This window comes from Flavobacterium sp. FlaQc-28 (assembly GCF_044007415.1).
In the GTDB taxonomy this organism is placed as follows: domain Bacteria; phylum Bacteroidota; class Bacteroidia; order Flavobacteriales; family Flavobacteriaceae; genus Flavobacterium.
The window spans coordinates 277,098-290,310 of record NZ_JBIPCM010000004.1; the positions used below are offsets into that span (position 1 = coordinate 277,098).

The 13,213-nt window shown below is 34.1% G+C and carries 9 protein-coding genes and 3 tRNA genes; 7 read left to right on the plus strand and 5 right to left on the minus strand.

Annotation, left to right across the window (positions count from 1 at the left end; all coding sequences use genetic code 11):
- Positions 1 to 24: 24 nt before the first annotated feature.
- Positions 25 to 1,203 carry an acetyl-CoA C-acyltransferase gene (locus tag ACHRVL_RS13090; RefSeq protein ID WP_395413409.1) on the minus strand — a complete coding sequence of 393 codons (1,179 nt, stop codon included), beginning with the start codon at positions 1,201 to 1,203 and terminating at the stop codon, positions 25 to 27.
- Between the two features lie 237 nt (positions 1,204 to 1,440).
- On the opposite strand from ACHRVL_RS13090, the gene ACHRVL_RS13095 reads away from it, so the two are divergent.
- From ACHRVL_RS13095 to ACHRVL_RS13110, 4 genes are all read left to right on the plus strand, one after another.
- Positions 1,441 to 1,524 (plus strand) — tRNA-Ser (locus tag ACHRVL_RS13095).
- Positions 1,525 to 1,539: 15 nt separating this feature from the next.
- A tRNA-Pro gene (locus ACHRVL_RS13100) sits at positions 1,540 to 1,614 on the plus strand.
- A 30-nt stretch (positions 1,615 to 1,644) separates the two neighbouring features.
- A tRNA-Arg gene (locus ACHRVL_RS13105) sits at positions 1,645 to 1,718 on the plus strand.
- 435 nt (positions 1,719 to 2,153) lie between these two features.
- Positions 2,154 to 3,470 (plus strand): site-specific integrase, encoded by a 1,317-nt coding sequence (locus ACHRVL_RS13110; protein ID WP_395413412.1) that lies wholly within the window; start codon positions 2,154 to 2,156, stop codon positions 3,468 to 3,470.
- 508 nt (positions 3,471 to 3,978) lie between these two features.
- Here the strand turns inward: ACHRVL_RS13110 and ACHRVL_RS13115 are convergent.
- Both ACHRVL_RS13115 and ACHRVL_RS13120 read right to left on the minus strand, forming a co-directional pair.
- Positions 3,979 to 4,929 carry a nucleotidyl transferase AbiEii/AbiGii toxin family protein gene (locus tag ACHRVL_RS13115; RefSeq protein WP_395413414.1) on the minus strand — a complete coding sequence of 317 codons (951 nt, stop codon included), beginning with the start codon at positions 4,927 to 4,929 and terminating at the stop codon, positions 3,979 to 3,981.
- A complete protein-coding gene (locus ACHRVL_RS13120) occupies positions 4,922 to 5,506 on the minus strand; it encodes a hypothetical protein (RefSeq protein WP_395413417.1) in 585 nt (194 codons plus the stop codon). Before ACHRVL_RS13120 ends, ACHRVL_RS13115 begins: the two co-directional genes overlap by 8 nt.
- Before the next feature lie 523 nt (positions 5,507 to 6,029).
- Here ACHRVL_RS13120 and ACHRVL_RS13125 point away from each other — a divergent pair.
- Entirely contained in the window at positions 6,030 to 7,391 is a 1,362-nt protein-coding gene (locus ACHRVL_RS13125; RefSeq protein ID WP_395413420.1) for a mercuric reductase, read from the plus strand.
- Positions 7,392 to 7,790: 399 nt separating this feature from the next.
- Here ACHRVL_RS13125 and ACHRVL_RS13130 read toward each other — a convergent pair whose 3' ends face one another.
- Positions 7,791 to 8,675 (minus strand): DMT family transporter, encoded by an 885-nt coding sequence (locus ACHRVL_RS13130; RefSeq protein WP_395413422.1) that lies wholly within the window; start codon positions 8,673 to 8,675, stop codon positions 7,791 to 7,793.
- 688 nt (positions 8,676 to 9,363) lie between these two features.
- On the opposite strand from ACHRVL_RS13130, the gene ppk1 reads away from it, so the two are divergent.
- Positions 9,364 to 11,391, plus strand: a complete 2,028-nt coding sequence (gene ppk1 / locus ACHRVL_RS13135) for a polyphosphate kinase 1 (RefSeq protein ID WP_395413425.1) — start codon at positions 9,364 to 9,366, stop codon at positions 11,389 to 11,391.
- Positions 11,392 to 11,637: 246 nt separating this feature from the next.
- Here the strand turns inward: ppk1 and ACHRVL_RS13140 are convergent, their stop codons facing one another.
- Positions 11,638 to 11,856: a hypothetical protein gene (locus ACHRVL_RS13140; RefSeq protein ID WP_395413428.1), complete on the minus strand. Its 219-nt coding sequence runs from the start codon at positions 11,854 to 11,856 to the stop codon at positions 11,638 to 11,640.
- A 411-nt stretch (positions 11,857 to 12,267) separates the two neighbouring features.
- On the opposite strand from ACHRVL_RS13140, the gene ACHRVL_RS13145 reads away from it, so the two are divergent.
- A complete protein-coding gene (locus tag ACHRVL_RS13145) occupies positions 12,268 to 13,206 on the plus strand; it encodes an NADP-dependent oxidoreductase (RefSeq protein ID WP_395413431.1) in 939 nt (312 codons plus the stop codon).
- Positions 13,207 to 13,213 lie beyond the last annotated feature (7 nt).

Below are 13,213 nucleotides of genomic sequence, written 5' to 3' on the forward strand. Positions count from 1 at the left end.
ACTCCTAATTTAAAGTATTATTATTTAAGCTCTTTCAATAACAATTGCTGATGCGCCGCCGCCGCCATTGCAAATTGCAGCAGCTCCGATTTTAGCATCGTTTTGTTCTAAAACATTAATTAAAGTTACAATAACACGTGCTCCAGAGCAACCAAGCGGATGTCCTAGTGAAACAGCGCCGCCGTTTACGTTTACTTTATCGTTATCAAGATTTAAGATTTTTGCATTGGCTAGACCAACAACAGAAAAGGCTTCATTGAATTCGAAATAATCAACATCTGAGATTGAAATTCCAGCTTTATCTAAAGCTTTTGGTAATGCTTTTGCCGGGCTTGTCGTAAACCATTTTGGTTCTTGCGCTGCATCTGCATACCCTTTTATGTAAGCTAAAGGTTTTAAACCTAAAGCAATTGCTTTTTCTTCAGACATTAAAACTAATGCAGCAGCGCCATCATTTATAGTTGAAGCGTTTGCAGCAGTTACAGTTCCGTCTTTTGTAAAAACAGGGCTTAAAGATGGAATTTTATCTAATTTTACATTAGTGTATTCTTCATCTTTAGAGAATATAATTGGTTCGCCGCGTCTTTGTGGAACTTCTACGGGAACAACTTCATTATCAAATTTTCCAGCATCCCAAGCTTTTGCACTTCTTTCATAAGACTGAATTGCAAAGTTATCTTGTTCTTCACGGCTGATTTTGTATTCAGATGCGCATAAGTCAGCGCAAACTCCCATTGCGTTGTTATCGTAAGCATCTGTCAAACCATCTTTTTGCATTCCGTCCAGCATAGTTGCTGGGCCAAATTTGTTTCCAGCACGCATTTGCACGTAATGAGGAATCAAGCTCATGCTTTCCATTCCGCCGGCAACTACGATTTCGGCATCACCGCAAGCGATTGCCTGCGCACCAAACATTACCGCTTTCATTCCAGAAGCACAGACTTTGTTAACTGTTGTGGCAGCAACTTCTTCTGATAATCCTGCAAAAAGGGCAGCTTGACGAGCTGGAGCTTGTCCAACACCAGCTTGGATTACGTTCCCCATGAAAACTTCATCAACTAATTTTGGGTCTAGGTTAATTTTTGAAAGTGCGCCTTTAATAGCGGCAGCGCCTAATTTTGGTGCGGGTACGGTAGATAACCCTCCCATGAAACTTCCGATAGGTGTTCTAACGGCAGAAACGATAACAACTCTTTTGTTCATTTTCTGTTAATATTAGTTATCTAGCAAATTTACTGTTTATTTGAATAAATTCAAATTTTGTATCAAATAGGGTAATTTTAAATTCAAGATGAAATTTTTGTTAATTCTATTTGTTTGATTGTGAAGTGTTTTAAAAAAAAGATTAAAAAAACTTTAAAAAAAGCGCAAAAATAGTTGTGAGATATGGAATGTTGTCTTACATTTGCAACCGCAAAACAGAACACGTTTCTTGAGCTTGGAGAGGTGCCAGAGCGGTAATGGAGCAGATTGCTAATCTGTCGACGGGTAACCGTCGCCAGGGTTCGAGTCCCTGTCTCTCCGCTTAAATTTTGCCTTCGGGGTGTAGCGTAGCCCGGTTATCGCGCCTGCTTTGGGAGCAGGAGGCCGCAGGTTCGAATCCTGCCACCCCGACAAAACTTTACCATTAAGTTTTAAAAAAATGGTTCCATAGCTCAGCTGGATAGAGCAACGCACTTCTAATGCGTAGGTCGAAGGTTCGAATCCTTCTGGGATCACTCAAGAGGATAATCGTAACTGATTATCCTCTTTTTGTTTACATTTTTAATTTTTTAAAAATTAACAAAATTACTGTGGCACATTCGTGGCGCATGCGATTTTTGAAATTAAAATATCAGCGTTTACAAGGGATGAGGCCTATGGTTCGAATCCTTCTGCGTTCACTTTTAGATTTAGAAATTTAATCATTAAATGTTCTAAACCCTTATAAACCCTGCAAATTCTGAATTTGCAGGGTTTTTTATTTTTGCTCAATACCACCAAAATTTACAAAAATACCCAAAGTTTCTGTGGCACATTCGTGGCGCATTTGAAATTTTTTAAAATGCGCCACAGATTCGGGCTTAAGTGTCTGAAAGTCAACATGTAAACTACGTTAACGACTTGATTTATAGATGTTATAATTCGATATTTACTCACTTAAATTTTGAATTATGTTAGAAAGCAGTTTTGGGTTAACTTTTTTTTTGAAAGTACCAAGAAATAAAGGAAGTGTTAGATCAGTGTATCTGAGAATTACAGTAGATGGTGTTCCAAAAGAAACCTCTGTTAAGAGATTTTGGGATAAGAACAGGTGGAGCCAGAAAGAGGAACGTGCAGTTGGAAACAAGGAAGATGCCAAGATTCTTAATTCGTTTCTTGACACACTTGTAGCACAGGTCAACCAATATAAAAATGATTTGATCTACTCTCAGCAGTCAATTAGTTCTGAAAAAATAATAAATTTTATTTCGGGCAAGAATGTTTCCAGGACCAAGGTGCTGGAAGAATTTGAGCTTCATAATTGTGAGGTGCTTGCTCTTGTTGATAAAAAAGAATATGCAATAGGAACTTATAAACGATTTGAAGTGGCTATTAAACATGCCAGGGAATTTATATCATTCAAATATCGTTTAAAGGATATGGAGTTTAAAGACCTCAATTATGAATTTGTAAAGGATTACGAATTTTATCTCAAAACGGTCAAAAACTGTAATAATAATACAGCTTTAAAATACATTTCTCAATTAAAGAAAATTGTAATGAGAGCTATTGATAAGGAAATTATACTAAAAGATCCTTTTAGAACTTTTAAAGGCAGAAAAACAAAAACCAAAAAAAAGCCTTTAACAGCGCAGGAACTTTGTACTATTGAAAATCATAACTTTGCAACAGAAAGACTTAATACTGTCCGGGATATATTTATTTTTCAATGTTATACTGGTCTTGCTTATGTTGATGTTCTGCAATTAAAGACAAGCAATATAAAAATAGGTTTGAATGGCGAGAAATGGATTATGTCCGAGCGTCAAAAAACTGGGCAGGAAACTAATATACCATTATTGCCAAGGGCTCTGGAAATAATGAAAAAATACAAAGAACACCCACTTTGTTTAGAAAGAAGAACTGTCCTGCCTGTGATCTCAAATCAGAAAATGAATGAGTATCTAAAAGAAATTGCTGACCTGTGTGGATTAGATGTAATTTTAAATACACATAAAGCAAGGAGGACTTTTGGAAGTACTGTAACCCTGGGAAATGATGTGCCTATACATGTTGTAAAAGAAATGCTTGGCCACTCATCTGTAAAGCAGACAGAAGAGTATGCGATAACCGAACAGGCGGCTATCGGTCGTGAAATGCAGGGATTAAAAGAAAGACTGGCGGATAAGGAAGATGTATCGGGAAATTTAACTTTACAAACAATTGAGAGGATGGAGAAGGAACTGAGTGAAATGAAAAAGAAATTAGCTTTAATGAATCGAAACTAATAAATTGACAGGCGGAGGAGTATTTTTTGATCAGGCTTTAAACATTTGTTCAGATTTCCATTTTCAGTTTTATTTAATTTCAATTAGCACATAAACCAGCAGAATACCAAAAACAAATTGTGCAGATACTGTCAAGGTAATTGGAAATAATTACGGAAGAAAACTGTGAAGAAAAAAAACTTAGGAGGATGATGCGAGCTACAGATTGGGAAATTGTCGTGACACTGTCACGACATTTAAGCTTGTCGCATTTTTAGCAATATTACTATCAAAAAACAGAAGCCAAATTATTCTATGCTAATCAGGTCAGTCATCAGTAATGATTGTAAGAGATTTACAAAAAAAAATAGATGCAAAAGCTTTCGAGAGAGCCACAATAGCTAATATGTATAGAAACCTATAGAAATCTATATAGATATATAATGTTATGTATAGAAATCAAGATATATTATGTTACAATTTTTAATTACCTCAAAGTAATTTTTATTTAATAACTTAATTTAGACAATTACAATTTTTCAACCCATTTACTGATTTCAGCAAGCAGTTCGTTAAAGTCAGGCTGACCATTGTAATACAGTTTAGCTGTTTTTTTATAGCGTTCTATAAATTTCTGCCTAAGTTCAGGATCCTTTAGTAAAAAAGCTTCATTGTCGGTAATGGGTATTTTATAGTCTTTAGGAGGAAATCGGTTTACTTTGTGTATTTGATATTCTTCTGTACCTATGAAAGATTTTACCGCATCATCTTGTAGCAGACTATAGACATCATAGTATTGACGCATTAAATTTTGCCGTTCTTCTTTGTCTTCCTGTTCCTGTCTAAATTTGGTTGCAATTGTTTGTAATTTTTCGACAAAAGTGTACCCAATGTGATAGCAGGCAATATCTACAGCACGATTGTCAATTATGTCTACTTTTTGCTGTATTGCTTTTTCGTATGCCCAAGACGATATTGTTAGAGGGTTGTTTGGTGTTACAGTGTCAAATCCAACTTCAAGTAAAATTCCTTCCTTGATGCCATCAATGACTTCCGTTGTACTCTCATAATGTAATCGTATGCCTCCGCTGCGATATTGCCTTAAGTCGTCAAATGTTTCATCTCTTTTTACTGCTATGATTCCGTTTACTTTTATTTCATCTGCCAGTCCATCATAAAAGTTTTTTCTTTTTTGAATATTTCTAGGCTTATTATTGTTTGGATTTTCATTTATTTCCATTTCAACCGGTGGTTTAATATGGATGTCAATGTCTTCGGAAAAACGGTGTATAATTCCATATCCTTTTGATAGAGAAGTACCTCCTTTGAGTTCGAATTCAAAGCCTTGGTCTTTTAGACCGTATAATACATGCATAATCCAATAGTCTTTCTCTACAAGACCAGGCTCAATATTTAATTCTGCTCCAACAATACGCAGCAAATCATGAAAGTTTTTGTGGTTGTGTAAGTAGTCAGACATATTGTGGTGTTATAACAGATTCCAATATTTTTTTTGCCTTAACAGTGCCGTATTCCTGAAGTGATTTTTTTAATTTTTTGGGATCCATTGTTTTTGCTTTTAATCTTACTTTTGACACTACTTCTTTTGGATCTTCCGCCAATTGATCGAGATTATTTAACAGGTCTACCAATAAAAATTCGGGTGTAGCTTTTAATGGGAAATGAGGTTTTACCCTAAATGAAAATATCATACCACCGAGGTTGAAATCGCCATGACGTTTGTGATTGTAAACCGTTTTACTGTTGTATAGCTGTGTGGTTCCTACCCCCAGTGCATTATAAGCATTTAAGGAAGTTACCAGAAAACGTTTGTCTTTGAGAAAAGAACGTACCAAGACTTTTTCTTTCGGAGGTGTTTCTCCAAAGACTGTTACTTCGGGATAATAGTATAAGCCTTGTGACAGTTTTTGCAAAGTGCCGTCCTGTAACAACTCATCTAAATGGCGGTCAACGGATTTTGACCACTTGGACAAATCAGCCCTACGATATACTTTTCCTCTTTTTAAATGTTTTTTTAATTCTTGTAACTTATTCATGAGGCAAAGTTAGTAAATATTATTTAATTGCATTTTTTTTTATTTAAAATTCATGCAATATATTTTATAAAATAATTTAATTTAACTTCCTTTGTACGGGTGTAACTACTTGATATATAATATAAATTGGTAGTATTCCGATCAGCTTTTGGATTTATCTTACCAAATACATTTCTTTAAATTAATCTAGACTTCAGATACAATCTTTGAGACGAAGCAATGTTTGATAACCTGCTCAAGCCAAAACAATTTATCAGCATTGGCTGATAGTCTAAAATTGTTAATTTTTATTATTTTACTGTTTTAAATTTATAGAGATTTATATTAAAAGACCAGCAAATAATAAGAAATGTTCCTCCAACTGCCATCTGTATATTTCTGTTATAAGTTTTATTAAACTAGTTTTAAACTGTAATTTAAAATATACGTATTGCTTATTATAAGGAATTTGTAGCTTTAGGGCTGCGATAGTGCAACAAATGAATTTTTTTAAATCACTTAACTTCTTAAAAACTAAATTACTATGAAAAACTTTGACTATATTATTATAGGAAGTGGACAAGCCGGAGTTCCTTTAGCTTTCAGCTTGTCAAAAGAAGGCACTGTTGCCATTATAGAAAGGAGTTTTTTAGGTGGAACATGTGTTAATAACGGCTGTACTCCAACTAAAGCCTATGTTGCAAGTGCCCGAAGAATGTGGGATGCTTTTCATGGTGATGATTTAGGTATTGAAATTCCTGCCGGAGTAAAGGCGAATCTAAAAAAAATAAAAGCACGTAAGGACAAGCTGGTTAGTGATTCCCGTAGCAATATTGAAAAAGCAATTTTGAATAATGAAAAAATTGAATTGTATAAGGGTGAGGCTCATTTTTTAAGTAACTATGAAGTAAAAGTAGGAGACAAAGTCCTTACGGCAAAAAATATTTTTATCAATGTAGGTGCAAGCGCTGTGGTTCCAACAGAATATCAAATGGTTCCTTTTTATACCAATGAAAATATTTTAGAAATTACAGATTTGCCTAAACATTTGATTATAATCGGCGGCAGTTATATAGGTTTGGAATTTGGGCAGATATTCAAAAGGTTTGGAAGCAAAGTCACTATCATAGAACGCAATAAAAAATTAATAAACAGGGAGGATGAGGAAGTGAGCGATATGGTAGCTGAAATAATGAAGTCGGATGGCATAAATCTTGTTTTTAATGCGGAAAGCATTAAAGTTAGGCAATATAATAAATCAAGTATTTCTGTAGTTGTAGATACTAAAGAAATGAGGGGATCTCATCTTTTACTGGCAATTGGACGAACTCCTAATACCGATACCCTGCAATTGGCCAATACCACAATTGAAGTAGATAAAAGAAATTATATAAAAGTCGATGATTACTGTCAGACAAATGTACCAGGAGTTTTTGCCATAGGCGATTGCAATGGACAGGGTGCTTTTACACATACTTCTTATAATGATTTTCAAATTGTAGAAAGTTATTTGCTTAAGAAAAAGGAACGAAAAATTAGCGACAGGATTACTACCTATGGATTATTTATTGATCCTCCCCTTGGAAGGATAGGAATGACAAAGAAAGAAGCCATTGATAAAGGTTACGAAATAGCAGTTGGATGTCTTCCGATGACAAAAGTAGGTCGTGCAAAAGAAAAAGGTGAAACTTTTGGTTTTATGGAGGCTGTAATCGATGTTAAAACCAATCTTTTTTTGGGGGCTTGCGTTTTAGGTGTTGGCGGGGATGAAATTATAAATGGCATCACTAATTTAATGTATGCCAAACAGCCGTATACCTTATTTCGGGACGCTGTGCATATCCATCCCACAGTAAGTGAGCTTATCCCAACTATGCTTGAAGATTTAAAGCCTGTTAACGGTTAAGAAGTATTTAGGTTTCAAAATATTCATTTACCTTTAGATTTGGGATCCCCATGAAGGGGGTTTTATGCTTTTTTTATTTTTTGAATGATCTTTATTATTTAAGCCCATAATCCTGCGTGCGATAATTGTTATTCTTTTTTTGAAATTAATCAGATAATTATTAATCCCCATGGCTTTAACGTTTAATTGTTCCTTGTTTTTTTACTTATTTTTCAAACATTCAATCTGTGAATGATTATAAATCTAAATGGAATGCGAACTATTTTTAAAGAATATTTTGTAAGGCCGAAGGTTCAACAAACAAACTTTATAAATTTTCAATTGATAAAGCTGGTTATTCAATTTGTAAACGGAAAACCCCGTTCCCAAGTATGCATAGATATAAAAGTGTTAATTTCATTATTTTGCAGTTTTAAATTTATACAGATCAATAATTGAAATTAAAAGGGCCGCGATAATAACAATTGTTCCTCCAACTGCCATCTGGATATTTATTTTGTCTGAAAGCAAAAGTGAGCTGAAGATTACTCCCGCTATGGGCTCAATGTTAGCATAAACGCCGGCTTTAGCCATAGAGATTTTTTGCAGACCATAGTTCCATAGCAGGTAAGCACATGAGGTGCAAAGAACTCCCTGGACGATAAGCGATGCCCATACAGCAGCATCCAAATCTGTAGGGGGCATACCGTAAAATATAACCACGAGAGGAATTAAAATAATTGTTCCCAACCAAAATGTTAGGATTGTGGTAATTAAAGGAGAATATGTTTTCATAATCTTCTGGGTCAGGATAGTGCTTATGGAAAGCGTAATGAGTGACGTAATAATCAATAGATTTCCAATCCAGCTGTTGCCCGCCGTCGGACTTCCAACCACTAAAGCAATACCGATGACAGATAGTAGAACAGAAAGCATTACTGCTTTATTTTCTCTTTTCCTAAATGCTATATAAGAGACCATTATAAAAATAGTGGGTGTCATTCCGATGATCAGCGATGCATTAGTACCACTGGTAATTGAGATGCCGGCAAACTGGAGTAGGAAGGTACAGGGAACAGTTAAGAAAGCTGTCAATAAAAAGAAATTCAGGTCCGCTGGACCTGGGAATGTTACTTTTTTCTTGAATGTAAAGAGAATTAAAAACAATGACGCAATTAAGAAACGATAAAGTGCGATGTGGGGAAATTTAAGCTGCTCTGTTGTCTGCTTGGTCAAAACAATAGCAAGGCCCCATAGGACGCATGCTGACACAATTGAGAGAATTGGTAATAGTTTTTTTGTCATTTTAATTTTTAGCTATTATTTGTAAATATATGAAAAGCAAAATGATAAAAATATGTAAATAGAACCTTTATCTTGTTTGAATAAATAGTATGAAGGACGCTGTACTATTGGTTATATTAAATGGTATTTCAAAAAAAAAACACTATACGTGTAAGTTTTTTAATTTTTTATCAACTAACATATAAAATAGAAATTATGAAGAAAGTAAGCAATCATTTATGAAAAATCAATTTACATATTTAATATTTCCTCATTAGGCATTGATTCATAAGATTTGCCTAATGTATAGGGATACACCCGAAGATCAGGAAGATCTCTTTCAAGAGATAATCTATCAACTTTGGAATCCTTTGCAAAATTTCAAGGAAAATCTAAAATATCGACATGGATGTATCCTATGGGATTAAACACTGCCATGGCATCATTGAGAAAAACAAAATAAGATGATTGTAAACTGCAGAATAATGAAATCATAATTATGGCCCGCATTCAGCATAAGTCATAGTTATAATTAATATTTAAATAGGTTATAATACTTATATTATAAGTCGAAAATGTGTTACCAATAAATTAAGTTATAGTTAACTACTTGTCTATATTATGTTTTGATTTATTTATTCCCCAAATTTACAAGTGTATTTATACATTATAAAATCAATTATTTCCTCATACTAGTCTCTCATTAAACGTGCAAAACTATCTTATACCTTCAGAAATTTCGTGGCTTTCCTTTAATAACTGTATTTTAGATGAAGCTAATGACGTTAATAATTCGTTATTTGAACGAATTAAATTTTTAGCGATTCATTCTTCGAATTTAGACGAGTTTTTCAGAGTGAAAATAAATAAACTGCTAAAGAAGAATTCAAAAAAGAATACTGAATTGCTTGACAAAATCTTAAAGGAAGTAAATAACCAGCAAAATAGATTTGGAGTTATCTGGAGAAAATCAATATTACCAGAATTAGCTGCTAATAAGATTGTCTATTATGAAAATCAGCCACTATTAGAAGTGCATCTTGATGAGATCGGGTATTATTTTAAAAGTATTATTTTGTCGTATATTCAGGTAATTTATATTTCATTAAATCATCCTAAAAAGTATTTTCTGCATAATCGCGGTCTATACTTTATGGTAAAGTTAAAAGATATTAAAGGGGACTACAACTATGCCTATCTGAATATCCCTTCAGATAAACTGGATCGATATAAACAATTGCAAAGCCAGGACGATACACATTATATTATTTCGATTGATACCATAATAAAGAATTGTTTATCCCTAATATTTCCTGAATCAAAAGTGGTATCCTGTAATGCTATCAAATTAAATCGTGATGAAAATTATTTAATAGAGGACGAAAACACAGGAGACCTGATAGCAAAAATTGAAGCAAAAGTTGAAGAGCGAAAACGCGGTTCATCGACAAGATTTTTGTATGATTCTAATATGGATGCTGAAACAATTTCGGTATGTAAAAAAACTTTCCGTCTTAAAAAAAATGAAATGATAAAAGGAGGAAACCATCATAATCTCTATGATTTATTTAAGTTTCCAAATCCTGTAAAACCATTCCTTCAGGGAGCAAATTATCCGGGACTCAGACACCTGCCTTTTGAAAGCAGCAAATCAATTTTTGAAATTATAGATAAACAAAATCAATTATTGCACTTTCCGTATCAATCGTATTATTATGTCCTCCAGTTTTTTAATCAGGCAGCAATTAACAGAAATGTTCTGGAAATAAAAATTACTTTGTACCGAATTTCATCGCAGTCCTTAATTGCAAATGCTTTGATAAGTGCGGCTAAAAACGGCAAAAAAGTAACTGTTTTTGTAGAAGTCAAAGCACGTTTTGATGAATACAATAATTTATTCTGGTCCCGTGAAATGAAAAAGGCGGGTATAAAAATCATTCAGAGCATGCCAAATTTAAAAGTTCATGCTAAAGTGGCAATGGTGACAATGAAAGACAAATACGGAAATAAAACATATTATAACTATTTATCAACGGGGAATTTTAATGAAAGTACAGCCAATATTTATTCTGATTTTGGATTCTTCACTTCAGAGAAAAAATATACGGAAGATTTAAAAAAGGTCTTTACGTTCTTAAAAACGAAGAAAAAATCAGGAGCACCCAAACATATTCTGGCTGCAGGCTTTAACATGAAAGAGAAGTTGATAGAATTAATAGATACCGAAATTCAAAATAAAAAAGTCGGTAAAGAGGCTTCTGTATTTTTAAAAGTAAATGGACTTGATGAGGAAGATATTATTGATAAACTTATTGAAGCAAGTAATGCTGGTGTGGAAGTAGTATTGATCGTGCGTGGCATTTGTACTTTATTGCCAGGAATTGATGATGTTAGTGAAAATATAAAAATGTATAGAATTGTGGATATGTTTTTAGAGCATTCGAGAATATATAAATTTGGCAATAATGGTCAGGAAAAAATCTATTTATCGTCTGCTGATATGTTAAGCCGAAATTTAAATAGAAGAATAGAAGTTGGTTTTCCTTTGTATGAGGAAAAACATATCGCAGAAATTAATAAAATTATTCAGTTTCAATTAGATGACAATACCAAAAAGAGAATCATAAACTGTGAGGGAGATAATGAATTGGATATTTTAGATGCAGTTATGCCACGACGCGCGCAGACAGAAATTTATAACTGGATTGCAGAGACTAATGCCGATAGTGTTTTATAGTAAAAAAGAATACGTAAATTTATTACATTATTGCACTAGTTTCGCAACAATGTCCATCGTTTTATAACTTATTAAAGAGACCATTTTGACGTCTGATATTTTTTATTTTGACCCAGAAATTCATCAATCTCGTGAAAAAGGAAGTAGGGAATTCTATCTGGATTTTAAATTTTTGGTTTTAAGAATCAGTTTTATTTGGGTGAATTTGAAAATAGAGAAACACTACATACTTTTAAGTACGACGTACTACCCATTTATTTTTTCCATATGGTATTGCGTGAGCCATTTTTCCATTTTTTGCAATAATACAATTTCCTTCGGGTTGCCTGTCGGATCCGATAGTCCTGTTATTTTTCTGTTATAATTAAATTTTTGATCCTCAAAAAGACAGGTGAATTTAGGGACTTCGTTATGGGATACCAGCCATTTGTCCTGAGCAGTTTTTTTAATTTCAAACTTTTTCATATTCCTTTCGATTGTTAATACTTACGGCAATTCCCAACTTATACTGCAATGCTTTAAAGATGGGTTGAGGAGTCAATCCCTATAATGCATTGCAGAAGGCGGTGTCCTATATCATTGTTTTTTTTATTAAAATTTTTACCTGTAGTACGTTGAGCTACTGTAATTTCTAATTCTGCATAAAGGTATATACCCGAATCCTTTTGCATGTTGCAAATATACTACATTATAGAAAAGTTATACTTCTGATACTGTGTTTAACTGGTATATATTTGCCTCGTAATGGTTGACTGATAGTTTTCTTCACATTTTTTTTAAAAAAATGTAAGGTTCAGAAAATTTTCACGACCAAGTTTAAAAGGTTGTTGATTAAAGTAATGACAGCCATTCATCATCTCTAAAAAATTAACAAATATGAAAGCAATTATTTTGGTTCAAACTGGTTCAACATCAAACTTAGTAATTCGCGACGTCAATACTCCGCAGATAGGTGATGAAGAAGTGCTGGTGCAGGTAAAGTCAATCAGTATCAATCCGGTTGATATTAAGACAAGACAAGGTGGAGGAGTATACAATTATGGGGATGTAAACAAGCAGGTCGATCTAATCCTGGGGTGGGATATCTCCGGGACCGTTATAGCTACAAATTCTAAACGCTTTGTGATAGGAGATGATGTTTTTGGAATGGTTAATTTTCCTGGTGTTGGGAGCGCTTATGCAGAATATGTAGCTTCACCGGCTGAACATTTAACATTTAAGCCAGCTAATATCTCACACGAGGAAGCTGCGGCTGCAACTTTGGCCCCCTTAACTGCCCTGCAGGTATTTAGGGAAGCAGGGGTAAAGGCAGGTGACCGTATATTAGTCCATGCAGCATCGGGAGGTGTTGGACATTATGCCATACAGCTGGCCAAAGAGATTGGTGCCTATGTAATTGGAACTTCTTCGGCTGCTAACAGGGAGTTTGTACTTTCTCTTGGTGCAGATGAACATTTCGATTACCACGGAGGTAATCTTGCCGATACAGTTCATGACATCGACTTTGTATTTGACAGCCTTGGCCCGGATAACATTATCAATTCATTGCCTGTTATCAAAAATGGCGGGAAGGTGATCAGCATAGTTACTCAGTTTAATGAGGATTTGACAGCGCAGCTGGCAGCCAAAAATGTAATGGGTAAATTTCTTCTGGTTCAATCCAGCGGAGAGGATATGAAATATTTAGCGACACTTCTTGAAAATGGAAAACTTAAATCACATGTTTCAAAAAGCTTTGCCTTTAACAAGATGGCTGATGCCCATGACCAGATTGAAACAGGAAGAACTGTAGGTAAGATTGTGGTAAATATTTAATCTCCTG

Bases quoted from the DNA above. Each gene is read 5' to 3' on its own strand.
- ACHRVL_RS13090 (WP_395413409.1), bottom strand. From the start codon at position 1,203: ATGAACAAAAGAGTTGTTATCGTTTCTGCCGTTAGAACACCTATCGGA.
- ACHRVL_RS13110 (WP_395413412.1), top strand. From the start codon at position 2,154: ATGTTAGAAAGCAGTTTTGGGTTAACTTTTTTTTTGAAAGTACCAAGA.
- ACHRVL_RS13115 (WP_395413414.1), bottom strand. From the start codon at position 4,929: ATGTCTGACTACTTACACAACCACAAAAACTTTCATGATTTGCTGCGT.
- ACHRVL_RS13120 (WP_395413417.1), bottom strand. From the start codon at position 5,506: ATGAATAAGTTACAAGAATTAAAAAAACATTTAAAAAGAGGAAAAGTA.
- ACHRVL_RS13125 (WP_395413420.1), top strand. From the start codon at position 6,030: ATGAAAAACTTTGACTATATTATTATAGGAAGTGGACAAGCCGGAGTT.
- ACHRVL_RS13130 (WP_395413422.1), bottom strand. From the start codon at position 8,675: ATGACAAAAAAACTATTACCAATTCTCTCAATTGTGTCAGCATGCGTC.
- ACHRVL_RS13140 (WP_395413428.1), bottom strand. From the start codon at position 11,856: ATGAAAAAGTTTGAAATTAAAAAAACTGCTCAGGACAAATGGCTGGTA.
- ACHRVL_RS13145 (WP_395413431.1), top strand. From the start codon at position 12,268: ATGAAAGCAATTATTTTGGTTCAAACTGGTTCAACATCAAACTTAGTA.